This window comes from Sutcliffiella sp. FSL R7-0096 (assembly GCF_038595065.1).
Taxonomy (GTDB): domain Bacteria; phylum Bacillota; class Bacilli; order Bacillales; family Bacillaceae_I; genus Sutcliffiella_A.
In genome coordinates this window covers 3992415-4010015 of record NZ_CP152003.1, presented here as the reverse complement: position 1 = coordinate 4010015, position 17601 = coordinate 3992415, and the positions used below count along the sequence as shown (strand labels likewise).

13 protein-coding genes are annotated in these 17601 nt (G+C 40.4%); 11 read left to right on the top strand and 2 right to left on the bottom strand.

The window, feature by feature from the left end:
- The first annotated feature begins 8 nt into the window (after nucleotides 1–8).
- Nucleotides 9–758 (top strand): NAD(P)-dependent oxidoreductase, encoded by a 750-nt coding sequence (locus MKY77_RS20595; protein WP_339147513.1) that lies wholly within the window; start codon nucleotides 9–11, stop codon nucleotides 756–758.
- Nucleotides 759–1373: 615 nt separating this feature from the next.
- Nucleotides 1374–2876, top strand: coding sequence for an extracellular solute-binding protein (locus MKY77_RS20590; protein WP_339147512.1), 1503 nt, complete (start codon nucleotides 1374–1376; stop codon nucleotides 2874–2876).
- A gap of 453 nt (nucleotides 2877–3329) precedes the next feature.
- Here the strand turns inward: MKY77_RS20590 and MKY77_RS20585 are convergent, their stop codons facing one another.
- Nucleotides 3330–4220, bottom strand: coding sequence for a pectinesterase family protein (locus MKY77_RS20585; protein ID WP_339149876.1), 891 nt, complete (start codon nucleotides 4218–4220; stop codon nucleotides 3330–3332).
- 261 nt (nucleotides 4221–4481) lie between these two features.
- Between MKY77_RS20585 and MKY77_RS20580 the strand changes: the two genes are divergently transcribed.
- From MKY77_RS20580 to MKY77_RS20540, 9 genes are all read left to right on the top strand, one after another.
- Complete coding sequence (locus MKY77_RS20580; protein WP_339147511.1) at nucleotides 4482–5447, top strand: sugar ABC transporter permease; 966 nt, start codon at nucleotides 4482–4484, stop codon at nucleotides 5445–5447.
- Between the two features lie 21 nt (nucleotides 5448–5468).
- Nucleotides 5469–6344 carry a carbohydrate ABC transporter permease gene (locus MKY77_RS20575; protein WP_339147510.1) on the top strand — a complete coding sequence of 292 codons (876 nt, stop codon included), beginning with the start codon at nucleotides 5469–5471 and terminating at the stop codon, nucleotides 6342–6344.
- A gap of 32 nt (nucleotides 6345–6376) precedes the next feature.
- Complete coding sequence (locus MKY77_RS20570) at nucleotides 6377–7483, top strand: hypothetical protein (RefSeq protein ID WP_339147509.1); 1107 nt, start codon at nucleotides 6377–6379, stop codon at nucleotides 7481–7483.
- A 79-nt stretch (nucleotides 7484–7562) separates the two neighbouring features.
- Complete coding sequence (locus MKY77_RS20565; protein ID WP_342515459.1) at nucleotides 7563–8702, top strand: MFS transporter; 1140 nt, start codon at nucleotides 7563–7565, stop codon at nucleotides 8700–8702.
- Between the two features lie 17 nt (nucleotides 8703–8719).
- Nucleotides 8720–9028 carry a cupin domain-containing protein gene (locus tag MKY77_RS20560; protein ID WP_339147507.1) on the top strand — a complete coding sequence of 103 codons (309 nt, stop codon included), beginning with the start codon at nucleotides 8720–8722 and terminating at the stop codon, nucleotides 9026–9028.
- A gap of 87 nt (nucleotides 9029–9115) precedes the next feature.
- The gene (locus MKY77_RS20555; protein ID WP_339147506.1) at nucleotides 9116–10645 is read left to right on the top strand and encodes a glycoside hydrolase family 28 protein; all 1530 of its coding nucleotides are present in this window, start codon (nucleotides 9116–9118) and stop codon (nucleotides 10643–10645) included.
- A gap of 17 nt (nucleotides 10646–10662) precedes the next feature.
- Nucleotides 10663–11676: an alpha/beta hydrolase family protein gene (locus MKY77_RS20550; protein WP_339147505.1), complete on the top strand. Its 1014-nt coding sequence runs from the start codon at nucleotides 10663–10665 to the stop codon at nucleotides 11674–11676.
- A gap of 16 nt (nucleotides 11677–11692) precedes the next feature.
- On the top strand, nucleotides 11693–13273 hold the full coding sequence (locus MKY77_RS20545; protein ID WP_339147504.1) for a glycoside hydrolase 43 family protein: 1581 nt from the start codon (nucleotides 11693–11695) through the stop codon (nucleotides 13271–13273).
- Entirely contained in the window at nucleotides 13257–14825 is a 1569-nt protein-coding gene (locus tag MKY77_RS20540) for a glycoside hydrolase family 43 protein (protein WP_339147503.1), read from the top strand. Before MKY77_RS20545 ends, MKY77_RS20540 begins: the two co-directional genes overlap by 17 nt.
- A gap of 229 nt (nucleotides 14826–15054) precedes the next feature.
- Here MKY77_RS20540 and MKY77_RS20535 read toward each other — a convergent pair whose 3' ends face one another.
- Nucleotides 15055–17349 carry an AraC family transcriptional regulator gene (locus MKY77_RS20535; protein ID WP_339147502.1) on the bottom strand — a complete coding sequence of 765 codons (2295 nt, stop codon included), beginning with the start codon at nucleotides 17347–17349 and terminating at the stop codon, nucleotides 15055–15057.
- Nucleotides 17350–17601: the final 252 nt, after the last annotated feature.

The following is a 17601-nucleotide window of genomic DNA, read 5'->3' as shown; positions in this document are numbered from 1 at the left end:
CACACAGTATGAAAAAAATTGTATTGCTTGGTGGAAACGGAACAATAGGAAACATATTATTAGAGGGACTCCAAAGTAAGTATGAGGTCATTGTCTGTGATAAGCAAGAACAAAAGGAGGCACCAAAATACATTCAACTTGATGCTACCAATTATGAGGAGCTTTTAGAGGGAATTCCCCATGATACAGATGTATTGGTAAATTTACTTGCTACAGAGACCAATCAGCACATCGAGGATATAGAACAGTTCAATCAAATGACAGAGGTCTTTTTCAAAGCTGGATACTATCTGTTGGATGTGGCGACTAAACGGAACATTCCAAAGGTGATTATTGCGAGCAGTAACCATGTAACAGATGGCTATGAAGAGCAAGGAAAATCCTTATTAGGAAGGAAAATTACCACCAAGGATTATCCATACTCTAAAGGTTTGTATGGGATTTTGAAACTTGCTTCAGAGAATGTAGGCAGGTTGTTTTCAGATGAGCAAGATGTATCTGTAATTAATTTAAGGATAGCATCTGTTCCTAAGGATGAAGTACAAAGTATAGAGGACAATGATAGACTAGTGCATACACTGCTTACTAGAGAGGATGTTGTCAATCTTGTTGAAGCAGCAGTAGAAGCAGATGTAAAGTATGGAACTTACTATGGTGTTTCAGATAATCCTGGTGCTCCATGGGATACAAGTAATGCTAAAAGAGAGCTTGGGTTCAAATCTGAGCAAAACTCCAAAGATATTATGGATGAAAGCTGACGGTAATCGTCGGCTTTTTTCGATGGATCACGATGCTGATTAACCTCTTATATCTATAGGAGGCAACTGAAAAACATTTTGCTTTTGATGGTTTTCTAGCTGTTGACTGGAGAAAAAAGCGATGACTCAAGCTGGGGGAATATCAATAATATCGAGACCTCGCAGGGCCCAGCCAGCCCGGAAAGCGAAGCCATTTGTGGAAATCAACAGCGGTGTTTAACCAAAACTTAGAATTATATACTTTATCAGTGTCCTCCATCTGGTGTACAGTATGCACCAAAATATCAGGAGCGTAATAGTGTAATCATTTTATAAGTTTCCTTCAAAGAATGCCTATGGTATCAATGGTTTTCACCCATAACATGAGCAATTGATTATATTCTAATTGAAAATTCTGAATTAAATTTACTTTAGACGATTTAAGATGACGCTGAGCAATCACAAGCGATCGTCTCAATTGATCAGAAAGGGGGAGTAGCAACTCTTAGAAATGAAAGCGTATTCTTTTATTGGAGTATTTGAAATTTTCACCAAAGATAAACTGTTTGTATACAAAAAGGACTTTTGTAATCTATCATTAAAGTAGTCAAGAAATTTACTTGGGGGTAATCAAATATGAAAGCAACTAAAAAAACTTTCGCCTTTCTTCTTCTTTCGTTGGTCTTGGTGTTTGTAAGTGCTTGCAATAATGAAAGCGCTTCAAATACAGAAATTGATAGTGATAAACCGTATACTATTTCTATCATGGCAAATCTTCATACACCAGAAGTACCACAGGATAAAATTAAAGAATTATTGGAAGAAAAGACAAACACGACATTAGAGTTTCAATGGGTGCCGGATAATAACTATGAGGAAAGATTGAATACTGCATTTGCCACTGGATCTCTTCCACAAGCGGTATTTATGAAAAATCAGACAACATTCAATCAGTTCAAGGATGCAATTCGAGATGATCAATTTTGGGAAATTGGACCATATCTTGATGACTATGAAAACTTAAGTAAACTAAAGGATCAGATTATCGAGAATACAAGGGTGGATGATAAAGTCTATGCCCTTTATCAAGGCAGGCCACTCTCCCGCCAAGGAATTATCTATCGTAAAGACTGGGCGGACAACCTAGGCTTATCAGCTCCTACTACCACGGAAGAATTCTTTGAAATGGCCAAGCAATTCACAGAAAACGATCCAAACAAGAGCGGCAAAAAGGATACAATCGGTGTTACAGACCGCAGTGACTTAGTATATGGGGCATTTTATACAGTGGCTTCATGGTTCGGGACACCTAATGAATGGGGCGAAGGAGAAGATGGAAAGTTAAGACCAGCTTTCATGTTCCCAGAGTACATGCAGACTTTGGATTATTTCAAGGACATGCATGAAAATGGCTATATGAACCAGGACTTCCCTGTAACAAGTAAAAATGATCAGCAAGCCTTATTCATCAATGGAACTGCAGGAATCTATGTAGGTTCTATGGGGGATGTACAGAGCCTCTATACTGACTTGGCGAAAGTACATCCTGATGCAGAACTCGATGTACACAATTATGTTGAAGGGCCACATGGTGAATACGGAATTTGGAGTTTGCCAGGCTACGGAAATGTCGTCATGTTCCCGAAATCCTCTGTAAAATCGGAAGCAGAATTAAAAAGAATTCTAGCATTTTTCAATGATTTAATGAGTCCTGAAGTCTCTAACTTGATTTTCTGGGGAATTGAAGGAGAGCATTATTCAGTGATAGATGGAATGGGACAACCAGCAGAGGATACGGCTAAGAATGACCGAGAAGTGAAACCATTCCAGGCTATTGAGATTGGGGAACCTGAAACAAACGGACGTTACGAAGGGTATCATACTTATGAGCCGAAAGCTAAGTCTGAAGAGTTATTTATTGAAAATGAGCAGTACTTGATTGCCGACCCAACATTGACTCTTGATTCTGATGCATTCTTAGCAAATGGGGAAAGATTGAGAACCATTATCCAGGATGCGACCTATCAATATATTCTCCGCCAAATCGATAAGGATGGATTTGAAAAAGCGGTACAGAGATGGTTAGATCAAGGTGGTCAAGAAATCATCGACGAATTTAACGAATCAGCAGGTAACTAGATTTAAAAAAGGACTGTCATGAAGATATGACAGTCCTTTTAGACTGTTGACAAACTATAAACTAGTTAGGTTATCTGTTGGAAGAGTTGATCTCCGTTGCAGGAGCTTCGCTTTCCGCGGGCAGTCCGGAAGCCTCCTCGGGCTACGCCCTGCGGGGTCTCAAGATTGTCGCTATCCCCCCGCAGGAGTCTTCGCCTTTTGCTCCAATCAACAGCTAGAAACCATAAAAAAAGATAAGTTATTAGGTTTTTCAGTGGCCTTGGCTACGCCCTGCGGGGTCTTCCATGTCCTTTCCTCCCGCAGGAGTCTTCGCTCCTTCCACTGCGATCAACTGAGAATTTCATTATTTTAAGCTTGGTCTACACACTGAAAGGACTGTCATGAAGATATGACAGTCCTTTTGCTATTGCTGGGTTCGAATTTAAATATGGATTTTTTTGAAGGAATAGGCAACTACCAGCTATGATAATCCGGGAAAACACTTTCAATAGTCAACGGCAAATCGTCTTTGCTTGAAAGGTCGGTTGCCCAGTCGACACGAACTTTATCTTCGGATTCGGCCCCTGGTCCCATGCATTCATATTCTCCATATCTGGCGGATTTTTCATTTGCTACGTCTCTCCAATTATCCCAGCCTTCCCTTTTAACATGGGGACCCATCCAAGTTCGAATGAAATAAGTGTGGGAGTAGGGCCGCCATGGTCTGCCAAGATAAACACTGTCCGCTTTGGCTGCACCAGTTAGACGGCACTCCAAGAACACAAAACCATATTTTTGGGTCTTTGGGGTGGAAGCTGCGGTAATGTAGCCCCTGCGCAAACTATGTATTTCACATTGATGAAATAAGGTAGTAGCCGCTCCAAAAATGAAGTCAATATCCCCTTCTATATAGCAGTTCTGAAAGAGTTGGCTTCCATGTGAGGTGTATAAAGTATCTTGATAACCTGATAGCCTAATATTCTTAAATTGATTCTGTCTACCCGAGACATATAGAGATAATGCTTGACCGACTATTTCTCCGAAACCAGCACTATTTCTGATTGTCAGATTCTCCAGTTTGATGTTATCGGCAAAAATGGAAACCACAGATGTTCGGAAAGTTCCCAAAGGGGTGCCGGAGGTATCTTTCATTTTTGCTGATTCGTGATACGAAATGATAGTTCCTTCTTCACTTTCTCCTATCAGCTTGATATATGGCTTATTATCTGGAATGGTAATTTTCTCTACATAGATCCCATCTTTGATGAAAATGGTAACAGGTTGAAGAGGATGTACCCGGACATGATTGATTGCATCTTGAATGTTGGTGAAATCTGCATTGCCATCTTTAGCGACCGATATCATTTGATTCAATGGATGGACCTCCTTTTTCATTATGGATGACTACTAAGATTATAAAATAATTTTCAGTATTTTCGAATAATCAATTTGTTAGGTATTAAACACTAACAGTAAGCATTCCAAGACCTTACCCCTCCAATGTACTGTATTGATTATAGACGTAATGTAAGCGCTTTTCTAAGATTTGAGTAATGAATGAATTTTTGCAATCCACATAGAAGGGTGAAAGGACTATATGAATAATAGGGGAGAGGTAGAGAGGACATGAAGACGGAAAATGACTTAGCACTAAATAGTAATCCTGTACCACCTAAGCTAGATCGTCGAGCAGAGTTAAAGAAGCAAATATGGAAAAATAAAATGATTTATTTAATGATCTTGCCGGGGTTGTTATACTTTTTCATCTATAAATATATTCCGATGTACGGATTAATCATTTCATTCCAAGATTACAAGCCATACTTAGGAATCCTTGGTAGTGAGTGGGTTGGGTTTCAGCATTTTACTCGGTTGTTCTCAGATCCGGACTTTTGGAACATATTCCGCAATACGTTAATTCTATTTGCACTAAATCTATTTATCTTCTTTCCGATTCCAATCATCATTGCGTTGATGTTGAATGAGGTGAGAATCGAATTATTTAAAAGAAGTGTTCAGACCCTTATCTATATCCCTCATTTCATGTCTTGGGTTGTCATTGTATCCATAAGTTTTGTCATGCTGACCTTAGACGGGGGATTAGTAAATGGAATTATTGAGTGGTTGGGATTTAATAAGATAAATTTCCTTTTGAATCCAGATTGGTTTAGACCTATGTATATCCTCCAAGTTATATGGAGAGAAGCCGGGTGGGGGACAATTATTTTCCTTGCTGCCATTGCAGCGGTAAATCCGCAACTTTATGAAGCGGCGAGAATCGACGGGGCAAGCCGTCTTCAGATGATGTGGCATATTACACTTCCTGCAATCAAGGGAGTCATCATTGTATTGTTAATTTTGAAGATCGGAGATGTATTGGAGCTTGGATTTGAACATGTATACTTGCTGCTTAATGCTTCCAATCGAGAAGTTGGGGAGATTTTTGACACGTATGTGTACCGCGTCGGTCTCCAGCAGGGGCAGTTCAGCTACAGTACAGCTGTTGGATTTTTTAAAGGAATAGTTGGTCTTATTTTGGTTATTGGTGCTAACTGGTTAGCCAAGAAGGCTGGAGAAGAAGGCGTATATTAAATGCCAAAGGAGGCGTAAAAAATGGTGGATGATAAAACTTTAGGAGGTCGTCTTTTTAACTACACGAACCTCTTCTTACTAGGACTTATTGCAATAATTACCGTGTTGCCATTTCTTCATGTTATCGCAGCATCTTTTGCCACCAATGCAGAACTGGCAGAGAAAAAATTCCTCCTGTTTCCAACGGTATTCAGCTTAGATGCTTATAGATACATTTTCTCAACTGATACCATCTTTAAAGCGATGGGGGTATCCATCGGTGTGACAGTACTAGGTACGGCATGGAGTATGTTTTTTTCCATCCTGACAGCTTATGGACTTTCTAAGAAGGATTTAGTGGGAAGAAGATTTCTGTTGTTTTTTGTCGTATTTACAATGTTATTCAATGGCGGGATGATTCCAACATTCTTAGTTGTAAAGTATACAGGTCTACTTGATACGTTGGCGGCGTTGGTCATTCCGGTGACATTGAATGCTTTTAACCTCATTATCCTAAAGAGTTTCTTCCAAAACATGCCTGATTCTTTGGAAGAAGCGGCAAGGATTGACGGGTGTAGTGATTTTGGGACGTTATTCCGTATTGTCATTCCATGCTCGATGCCAGCGATTGCAACTATTTCATTATTCTATGCTGTCACCTATTGGAATACGTATATGCATGCAATTCTGTATCTCAATGATGCATCAAAATGGCCGGTACAGGTCCTCCTGCGTCAAATTGTCGTCCTGGCAACGGGGATTAACTACGATGGATCCGAAATGATGGATGTGGCGCCACCTGAAATCACGGTGAAGATGGCAGTCATAGTGGTAGCGACCATTCCTGTTTTGCTTGTTTATCCATTCTTACAGAAGCATTTCACGAAGGGTGCCTTGCTTGGGTCTGTGAAGGAGTAAGAAATCTATTTTTAAAGTGGGGAGTGTTTGAAATGACTACTAGCACAGGGGTTATGGAGGGGCTTGAGAAGATAGATATCTTGTTTGAAGGCTTTTTTCCATGGTTGGCAGGACAGTATGATCCCAAAACAGGAGGGTTCTATTATGCCAGGAGTTCCATCCATCACAAACTTTATGAGCCAGACATTGAATCTACCTCCCAAGCATTGAACATTCTAATCCGAAACAATCTGCTAAAGGATATACCATCACAAATGGCAGATAAAATGATTGCTTTTTATCAACAAAAGCAAGATTCGATGACAGGCTACTTCTTTGATGAGAATCCAGCAATGAAAAAGGACGAAGTGATGGTGCACAGGGCATTAAGTTATTCATTTGGGTCATTGGGGAAGCTTGGCAGTAATCCACGCCATCCTCTCCCCCTGATGGCAAAAACGGCGCCGGCTTATGTAAAGACACCAGAAAGCTATTTGGAAAAATGGAAAAGCATCGATATGCGAAACAGCTGGCGCGGATGCGATTTATTGGGATCTTCTTGTATGTATATTGGAGAAATGAACGAAGAGGACAGGCGCCCTTTCCTGGAAGAGGCACAGAGGTATCTGGAGAGTATTCAGGACCCAGTGACTGGCTTATGGGGGGACGGCAGTTTATATGTGAGGATTTCCGGCACATTTAAGTTACATGGATTTTATAGCAGGTTCAACCTGCCGATGCCAAATACAGAAAAAATCTATCAAAGCTTGTTGACTTGCCTTCGTACCGAAGAAGCACATGACATGTGCTATATTCGAAATCCTATTAATCTTTTATCCTATATAAAACGGGACATTCCACATCAGGAACTGGAAGAAATCATCCAAATTACAGCTGAGAACATGAAAAAACTCAAGAGGCCTGATGGGGGCTTTTCCAGGGAGTCAGGGAATTCCCCTTCCGCCCCGAATGTCGCACAAGTGAAAGGCGAGTATTACCCAGATATGCCAGAGGCTGTTCATTTGAGTGAGGGCTTGTTTGAAGGGGATATGAACGCAAGCACACAAGCCGTTTTAATAAGATTGCAATGCTATGAGTTGGCAGGGGAGAGCTATCGGCCGATTTATGGGTCTAGTAATTTTTATAAACTCTTAAAGTGAGAGAAGTGTTCAGATGATCTTGGATAGATTTAAAGTATCGAAGGAAAAGAGATTTTCAGAACAAGCAGTCATTACCCTGGTGAACCAAAGCATCTTTCAATTTGGGAATGCATTATCGATGATTTTCATCAATCTGTATCTCTGGCGGTTAACGAACAGCCTATTGATTAACGGCCTCTTTAACCTGATCGCCATCCTTTCACAAGGGGTTATGACCATATTCCTCGGAAAAGTGGCGAAAAGGCGCGACAGGTTGACCATGTATCGATATGGTATTTTCTTAACCGCATTTTTCTATTTGTGTATTGTGTTAACCCAAGAATGGATGGTCGATTATTTCTACTTATTTGCCCTCTTGAAAGGGATATCCCAAGCAGCCTATTGGATTGGTTACTTCACCCTTGTTTATGATGTTTCCAATAATGACAATAGACATCGTTATTTGGGTTGGAACCAGATCACCATGAGTGGTGCGAATCTTTTAGGCCCTGCCATGGCAGGCTTCATCATTAGTTTATATACAGAGTTGACTGGCTATATCATGGTCTTTTCCTTTGCCTTTATAATGTTTCTAGTAGCGGCGTTGGGAAGTCTCAGGATGAAAAAAGAAACCACTCATCATAAAGCCTATTATATGAAGTTTCTCCCACTATTATTGACAAAGAAGCCGGGTTTTGGACTTGTGCTTCTAGGGTGGTTCATCATTGGATTCCCGCAAGGCGTGTTGATGTATATCCCACATATACTTTTGTATGATATTTTTCCTGATGAAAGTTTCGTCGGCTATATGAACATGTTGTTTTTGATGCTTTCCATCCTTGCAAGCTATGTTATTTCCCGCTTTGCAAGGCTTGATGCGACAAAGACATATCTGTTTGTAGCTGCTTTTGGGATGACCTTCTCCACGGTTTTTCTATTATGGGATATTTCCATCTGGACTGTTGTCCTCTTCATGTCAATAGGATCAATCTTTAAGCCATTACAGGCAAATACATATGCCGCACATTATTATAGATGGCTGGATCATCTGCCATTGAAAGAAAACTTCCGAGTGGAATCGGTGGTGTTGAGAGAATCCATTATAAATATTGGTCGAGGATTGGGCATTGTCATATTTATGATTTTCTCGGCAGAAATCAATCCAACAACCATTCCTTGGGTCATAGTATCGCTCATGGCAGTGCAGCTATTGATACCATGGATGGCAAAAGAATCTTAATAAAAGGAGTGAGGAAGATGGTTGGAACGTGGGAAAACGTAGATACTGGGGTGAAAAGAAAAATTTATCCGCCGGGCAAAACGCTGATGATGATGGAGGTTCACTTTGAAACAGGAGCCATAGGAGCGGAGCACAGTCATCCGCACGAGCAATTCACCTATTGTCTTAAGGGAAAGCTGGAGTTTAATTTAGGCGGAGAGAAAGTGCTTCTTCAACAAGGGGAATCGCTTTTCATTCCCGGGAATGTTGTACATGGGGTGAAGGCATTAGAAGCCAGTGCTTTATTAGATACATTCACTCCCTTGCGTGAAGATTTATTGGATTGAATGGAAGGAAGAGGCATGTTTTTCACCTTTATGACAGGTAAAACTGCCTCTTTTATTTAGATTTCTATAAATTAGGAGGGATGATAAGTGGTTGTATATGATATTACCACCTATGGAGCAAAAGGAGATAACAAGACCAATAACACAGAAGCAATAGCTAAAGCAATAACAGATTGTGCAGGGAATGGGGGAGGTACGGTATTTATCCCCGCGGGTGAATTTTTGACAGGTCCCATCGTGATGCAAAGCAATATCAATCTTTATCTTGATACAGGGTCAAAAGTAATTTTCATAGATGAATTCGATGTTTATCCTAGCGTCAAGACAAGATGGTCTGGGTATGAGTGCTATGGTTTTTCTCCGCTGATCTTTGGGAGCTCCTTAAAGAATGTGAGCATCAAAGGGCATGGTGTAATAGATGGTCAAGGTAAAGCTTGGTGGGAAATAAACAAACGTCTTAAGGAAGGAGAATCGATTAACACTGCAGTGACGAAGGAAATTCGTCAGCATAACGAGGCAATGCTTGAACCCCTCTCCACCAATTTAGTAGAGTGGGATTCTCAATTCCTTCGGCCGCCGCTTCTGCAGCTTATGGATTGTGAACACGTCACCATAGAAGGTGTCACCCTCCAAAATTCCCCATTTTGGAATACCCATCTTGTCTATTGCCGGGATGTCCAAGTCAGGGGGGTAACATTTAAGAATCCTTCTGATACTCCAAACGGAGATGGATTTGATATTGATTCTTGTTCCAATGTGAGGGTATCTGACTGTCATTTTGATGTCGGGGATGATTGCCTTTGCTTGAAGTCTGGAATCAATGAAGACGGGAGAAGGGTAGGCAAGCCAACGGAAAATGTGACAGTATCCAATTGTACGATGCTCCATGGTCACGGAGGCGTGGTTATGGGAAGTGAAAACTCAGGGGGGATCCGAAATGTGACAGTTTCCAATTGTGTCTTTATCGGGACAGACAGGGGAATACGAATCAAAACGAATCGCGCACGAGGTGCTTATGTTGAAAATATTCTTGTAAACAACATTTATATGGAAGATGTTTTTTGTCCGTTTTCTATCAATTCCTTCTATCGCTACGGGGTGGATGAGAATGATCCAACCATGAATTCAATGGAAGCAATTCCAGTCAGCGAAAAAACACCAATGGTGAAACATATTAGATTAAGTAATGTTACAGCGAAGAATTGCCGGGCGGCGGCAGGATTCATTCATGGACTACCGGAAATGCCGGTTCAAGATATCTCCTTATCTCATGTTCATATTGAGATGACGAACGATGCCAATGAGGCTGGTGGAGAGCCTGATATGGTCAAAGAAGTCATCATTATGGCCGGAGAAGGGCTGTATGGAAAATTCATCGATGGCATGGAGTTGAATCAGGTTCGAATTGAAACGAGACAAGGGCCTGCATTACATTTAGAAGAATCATCAGATGTGGGAATTCAAAACCTAGAGATGAAAAACCTACATGAAAATACACCTGTCATCATGCTGAAAAATGCAGAGGATATCTATATATCAGGAAGACAATCCGAAAAATTAATGGATAGCTATGCCGAACACATAAACAGTCAAATTAATATAGCTCAAGTACGATGAAGGGAGGAAGAGGATCTATGTGGAATCCGGATGGCTTCCTTCAAACTTTATACGAAGAAAGGCTTCAAGATCACACCCATCACTTTGATGTCGAATGGCAATCAAAGAAAAAAAATGAATTTCAGCTCCTTTTGGGAGATTTTCCTCCATTCGCAGACATGAAGCCAACTATACTGGAAGTCCGTGAAAACGAAGAATATACAAGGCTTCATCTTCAGATCACGACCTATCCAGGCTTGAAAATGCCATTTTACCTTCTCATTCCAAAGAGAGGGATAAAATCGAAAAGAAAACGTCCGTTAGTTTTGGCCATTCATGGTCATGGTTATGGTAGCAAGGAAGCTATCGGGCTGGATCCAGCTGGAATAGAGAGAAGCGAACCCGGCATTCATAATAATTTTGCAGTGGAGCTGGTTAAGAAGGGGGTACTGGTGGCAGTACCGGAACTGATTGGATTTGGGGATAGACGGATGATGAAAGATCAGCAATTTGAACCCACAGAAAAAAACTCATGCTTTCATCTCGCAAGTAGTTTATTGATGATGGGAAAAACATTGGCAGGGTTAAGAATCAATGAATGCAGAAGACTATTAGACTATCTACTCACAAGGGAGGATATCGATAAGGAACAGATAGGGATCATGGGACTTTCTGGTGGAGGTCTTGTAAGTGCCTATACAGCTGTTCTGGATGAACGGATCCAGGCAACGGTTGTCAGTGGATATGCCAATACTTTTAAAGGGAGCATCATGGATAGGAATCATTGTCTTGATAATTATATTCCGAACATTCTGCAGGTTGCAGAGATGCCGGATCTTTTGGGACTGATGGTACCAAGACCCCTATTCATTGAGTCTGGGATGGAAGATAAGGTGTTTCCAGTCAAGCATGCAAAGGAAGCATACAGCAGAATCCAAGAAATCTATCGGGCATTTGATGCCAATATGGCATTAGAAGTTGAATTTTTCGATGGTGGCCATGAGATAAATGGGAAAAAGTCCTATGATTGGCTAATCCGACAATTAACGTAAAAAGGACGTGTAGCTGGTGGGAAAAAAACTGCAAGATGCAAATAAGGTAGAAGGGGTATGGAATCCAGATTTAGGAAATGGTAATTATCAGAATCCAATCATCCATGCAGATTACTCAGATCCCGATGTAATTAGAGTAGGAGAAGACTTCTTTATGGTTGCCTCAAGCTTCAATATGTCCCCATGTCTGCCCGTTTTGCATTCGAAGGATCTTATAAACTGGGAAATTATTAATCATGTTAGTAGAACGTTCCCCTATCCGCGTTATGAGATGCCTCAGCACGGGGATGGCGTTTGGGCACCAAGCATACGATATCACGATGGATATTATTGGGTTTTCTTTGGTGCTCCAGATGAAGGGATTTTCATGAGTAAAACAAAAGATCCGTTTGGTGAATGGACCCCATTTCATCTTGTGAAGCAAGTAAAAGGCTGGATTGACCCTTGCCCATTTTGGGATGAAGATGGAAATGCCTATTTGGTCCATGCATTCGCAAAAAGCAGGATTGGTTTTAAAAGCATGTTGCAGATGATAAAAATGAAAGCTGATGGAACAGAATTGATAGGTGAAGGAACGATAGTATTTGATGGTAGTATCAACCATCCAACCATTGAAGGGCCGAAGATGCATAAGCGAAATGGCTATTACTATATATTCGCCCCAGCAGGTGGAGTTGCCACTGGCTGGCAAACTGTCCTTCGTTCTGAAGATATTTTCGGCCCATATGAAGATAAGATAGTACTTGCCCAGGGAGATACGGATATAAATGGTCCACATCAGGGGGCATGGGTAGAGCTGGAAAACGAAGAGTCATGGTTCATACACTTTCAGGATAAAGAAGCATACGGACGAATTGTTCATCTACAGCCAATGGGTTGGAAGGACGATTGGCCATGGATGGGGAATGATCTCCACTTTAAAGGTATAGGGGAACCAGTGAAAAGATGGAAAAAGCCTTCCGCTGGAAAGTCGAACTCTCCCAGGGTGCCACAAACAAGCGATGAGTTCAATAAAGCAGAGTTAGGTCTGCAATGGCAATGGAAAGCAAATTGGAAGGATGAATGGTTTTCCTTGAAGGCAAGGCAGGGATGGCTACGACTTTATCCTGCCAAAAAGGAGGCATTTATTCAGCATCAACCAAATGTCCTTACTCAAAAGCTCCCTGCAGAAAAGATTAATGTCACGATTAAGTTTGACTTCAACGCTGCCTCTCATGAAGAAGCATTTGGATTTTTGATTTGCGGGGAAAAGTATGAGGGGCTGTTAATGACAAAAAAGCACGAAGGCTACAGCTTATCTTTTCTGACAGATGAAAAGCAGGAGGATGGAATTCTAGTAAAAGAGGGCTCAGGGTATTTCAGGATAGAAGTAAAGGATAGAGCTGTTTGTCGTTTTGCATTTTCTTCTAATGGCATTGATTTCACCTGGATAAAAAGTGAAGTGAAAGCCTTACCAGGAAGATGGGTTGGGGCACAGATCGGCATGTTGTGTGTAAGCGAAAAGGAAAGCGATGGACACGTAGACATCGACTGGATTAGATTTGAACCCTTGCATTCAACAAAAAGGGAGGAAATACTCGATGAAAAAATTATTTGATAATCCCATTTTGCCTGGATTTTATCCAGATCCCTCTATTTGTAGGGTGGGGGAGGACTATTATATAGTGACATCCACTTTTGAATATTTTCCGGGCATCCCGATTTTTCATAGTAAGGATTTGGTGAATTGGCAACAGATAGGACATGTACTTGACAGGGAATCCCAGTTGGATTTAGACAGGACTCCAGCATCAAAAGGCATATATGCAGCCACGATCCGTTACCATGAAGGGCTCTTTTATGTGATTACCACCTTTGTAGTAAGTAAAACGGGTGCAAGGAGGAATTTCTTCGTCACGGCTTCCGACCCTAAAGGTCCATGGTCTGACCCTTATTGGTTGGAGGGAGCACCGGGAATCGATCCTTCCTTGTTTTTTGATGATGATGGAAAAGCCTACTATACTGGAAATCGCGTTCCTCCCTCCGGACAAAAATACGCTAAACACATGGAAATATGGATGCGGGAACTAGACTTAGACACCAATCAATTGATTGGTCCCACCTTCAACCTCTGGGATGGGGCGTTGAAAAATGCCCACGCTCAGGAGGCTCCTCATTTATATAAAATCAATGGTCTTTATTATTTAATCATTGCAGAAGGTGGGACTGGATTCACACATTCGGTGACGATTGCAAGGAGCGAAAACCTTACTGGTCCCTATGAAAGCTGTAAAATGAATCCGATACTTACCCATCGTCACTTGGGTCGCGATCATGCTATCACTAGTATCGGACATGCAGATATCGTGGAGACACAAAACGGTGAATGGTGGATGGTCTGTCTTGGTACTAGACCTTATGGCGGGGGTTATCGAAACCTGGGAAGAGAGACCTTCCTTGTCCCGTTCATCTGGGAATCAGGATGGCCTGTGGTAAATCCCGGCAAGGGGATGGTAGAAGAAAAGATGCGATACCCAGATTTAAAGGAGCATGCATTTCCCGCAATACCAGATAAAGATCACTTTCAAGATAGTATGCTTGGTATGCAGTGGAACTTTATACGCACCCCACGTAATGAATTTTGGTCCCTGAAGAAACGAAAGAGCAATCTTAGATTAAAGCTTAAGCCAGAAAAAATAACGGAGGAAGTAAACCCTTCGTTTGTCGGCAGGAGACAGCAGCATAAAAGCTTTGAAGCTTCCATCCTTATGGATTTCACACCTGAAAAGGAAAATGAAGTGGCAGGATTGATCCTTCTTCAAAGTCATGACTTTCAGCTACGAGTGGAAAAAAGCCTTACCCGGGATAAGGGGGAGATCGTGCGGCTTATAGAAAGAAAAGAAGGCATGGATCGAACCGTTGTGGAAAAACCGGTAGAAAGAACGGTTCAACTGATGAAAGTAGAAGCAATGGGTCAGGAATATAATTTCTATTATCGTGAAGAAGATGAAGAATGGAAGGAATTAGCTAGAAATATAGATGGAAGGATTTTAAGTACTGATGTGGCTGGAGGGTTTGTGGGGGCATATATCGGGATGTATGCGAGCAGCAATGGAGTGGAAAGTGACAACCATGCGGACTTCGATTGGTTTGAATACATCGGGAAGTAAGGTCTATGAAAAACCGGGCAAAAAACACCCGGTTCTTACATGCCAAATATGAATTAAGCGAGCCATTTGCGGACCGCAGAAAATGCTCGGCATTCTCAAAGAGTCTTCGCCTTTTGCTCTAATCCACAGGTTGAAACCTTTTAGGAAGTTTGTAATAAGTTTTTTCCCTTCCATAGTAGTTAATTATTTTTGCTGATGTAGTTAACAAAACATATACTTTCTTCCCTTTTTATTGAGCTCTTTTTAAATCTCGATACTTCCCTGGTGTGGTACCTTCTACTTTTTTAAAGGAGCGTATGAAGTTTTGTGAATTTGTGTATTTTAGTTTTTCAGATATTTCCCTGACTGACATATTTGTTTCCTCCAGCCACTGTTTTGCAGTTGTAAGTCGGTATAAGGATAAATATTCACTAAAGGACATATTTGTTTCCTTTCTGAAGATACTGCTTAAATAGTTGGGATTATAATGGAGTCTGGTTGCGATGGACTCCAGCGTAATGTCTGAATCGAATTCTTGCTGCACAATATGGATAATTTTGTCCGAGAGGTTTTTATATTGTGAATTTGTCCTCTCTTCCACGTTGTCAATTAATGGATAAATGATCATATCCTTAAACCATTTTTCAATTTCCTGCAATGTTTTTAATTCATATAATTGATCGAACATGGTCATCTTATATTCTTTTTTCAATACATCAATTCCAAGTGTTTGCATTAATTCAAGAAGATTATTTAGGAATCGAACGATGGAAATATGATATTGGGTATGATTAAGGTTCTTTTCAAGGATGACACGCAATAAATTATTCAGCTGCTCGTCCACTTTCTCTTTGTCACAAACCTTAATTGCATCAAATACTTCATTTTCAATTTGTTTTGGAAAGTAGGTATGAAAAGCGGTTCCACGTTCCAGGTTCTCAAAGAAAATGATGGCTTCACTTTCAAATTTAATCCTATATTTAAGGGCTTCTATCCCCTCTTTATAGGCAATATTGGTCTTGAAGATTTTTTCATATGGCAAACTTATACCAATACTGATAGGAAGGTTTAATTCTTCTTTCACTTTTGATTGAAAGGTTTGAGCGACTTCATTGACGAAGTGAGTATACTCTTCATCAGTTTCATGATTGGACATCATAACTGTGACTTGCGTTTGATTCATGACAATAGGAGTCATCCTGTTTTGGGTAGGTATCATGTCTTCCATCATAGTATTTATAGCAAATAGCAAAAGGTCTTCCTCTTTTACATTGAACATGGACTCGTCCAATGAGTCGATTTGAACGGTGAACACACATAGTCGCTTCCAATCATTGTTATAGCCGTAAGATATCATTTTAGAGTGGACTTCGTGTTCACTTACTTTCCCTTGCAACAGCTTCACCATAAAGAACTGTTTCAATTGGGTTACTTGTCCCTGTAATTTGCTTTCAAGCTGATCATTTTGATCCAGCATATAGTGGATGCGCTGTTCGATAAGGTCAAATTCATTTTTATGCTTTGCTCCAATAGGAACTTTGCTACTAGATGATACGATTTCCTGCAATCGGTGGACTGGTTTGTAGATTCTCCGTGACCCGATCAGAGATACTATTAGGGATAGAGAAAGGAGAATACAGCATGCAATTAAGGTGAACCACCCGATGGAGCTGGATTGTTGGTTTAAATTGCTGATACTTATTAATGAAACATAGGTCCAATTGTTATAATCAGATTTCCTATATGTTATTTTGTAAACGGTTCCATTCAAATCGATATTAAATTGCCCAGATTTATCTTCTGCTGCTTTCAATTCATTCAAATAATCCAATTCAGACAAGTCATCGGAAATTTTATTAAAACTACTATGCCCTACAACCTGATATTTGTCATCCAATACTATAGTAGTTTCTGTTTCTGGCTTTTGGCCCATAATCTCATTGAAGGTACATGCGGGTATTCTTGCTATTGCTAGTCCCGTTTTATTCGAGCTTGTAAAAGGAAGGTGTTTGACTAGATTGATGTTATAACTGCATGAGCTTCTGCTATTTGTAAAGACGTTCTCATTATTCTCTTCTAATACCCAGGCCGCCCCTTTTGGATTTGCTATATAGGTTTGATGAATCTTTTCATTCTCCTCAAGAGTCAACCTTTGTAGTCCTTGATTGTTAATCGCCCATTTCTCTTGCAAGCTCACAAGTATGATATCTTCAACGCCGGTTTCTTTTGTTTGAAGGCTGCTTAATTCTTGCTTAGCTTGATTATAAAGCTGAAATTGTATGGGGGTCAGAGGCTCCCTTAATATCTGATTGAGGTGATTTGTGGAAACAAAATAGGTTAAAGAGTGATCGACAGTCTTTAAAACCTGTTCAATGTTTGTCTGAACCTGAAAAATGCTTTGTTGCTTTTCTTGTGCAACATTTTCCTGAATGACTTCTGAGGACCTCAGGTAGGAAAATAACCCGACAATAATTACTGGTATCGTAGCCAATAAAAGGGTAAAGGTTATTATTTTGTAGTAATAATTTTTTGGCGCGCCAGACATAACAACCCTCCAATAATAATCTGAAAATTTCATAATTATAAACTATTATAAGCTATTTTCCCTATAAATCTACATAATCATTTTCTAACATTGGGTTCATTAGGTCATATCATTTGATAGAAATGGCTCTATGATGCTGTTTTAGAAGGTTATCATTTTATGATTGTATCGGTGATAAAAAAAAAGAGATAAGTTAGAACTAACAAAAGGCAGAAATATCAAAAAATAAAATTCCAGTCTGCCTTGACTAGT

Excerpts from the sequence above, each read along its gene's own strand:
- MKY77_RS20595 (WP_339147513.1), top strand. The coding sequence starts at position 9 with ATGAAAAAAATTGTATTGCTTGGTGGAAACGGAACAATAGGAAACATA.
- MKY77_RS20590 (WP_339147512.1), top strand. The coding sequence starts at position 1,374 with ATGAAAGCAACTAAAAAAACTTTCGCCTTTCTTCTTCTTTCGTTGGTC.
- MKY77_RS20585 (WP_339149876.1), bottom strand. The coding sequence starts at position 4,220 with ATGATATCGGTCGCTAAAGATGGCAATGCAGATTTCACCAACATTCAA.
- MKY77_RS20580 (WP_339147511.1), top strand. The coding sequence starts at position 4,482 with ATGAAGACGGAAAATGACTTAGCACTAAATAGTAATCCTGTACCACCT.
- MKY77_RS20575 (WP_339147510.1), top strand. The coding sequence starts at position 5,469 with ATGGTGGATGATAAAACTTTAGGAGGTCGTCTTTTTAACTACACGAAC.
- MKY77_RS20570 (WP_339147509.1), top strand. The coding sequence starts at position 6,377 with ATGACTACTAGCACAGGGGTTATGGAGGGGCTTGAGAAGATAGATATC.
- MKY77_RS20560 (WP_339147507.1), top strand. The coding sequence starts at position 8,720 with ATGGTTGGAACGTGGGAAAACGTAGATACTGGGGTGAAAAGAAAAATT.
- MKY77_RS20550 (WP_339147505.1), top strand. The coding sequence starts at position 10,663 with ATGTGGAATCCGGATGGCTTCCTTCAAACTTTATACGAAGAAAGGCTT.
- MKY77_RS20540 (WP_339147503.1), top strand. The coding sequence starts at position 13,257 with ATGAAAAAATTATTTGATAATCCCATTTTGCCTGGATTTTATCCAGAT.
- MKY77_RS20535 (WP_339147502.1), bottom strand. The coding sequence starts at position 17,349 with ATGTCTGGCGCGCCAAAAAATTATTACTACAAAATAATAACCTTTACC.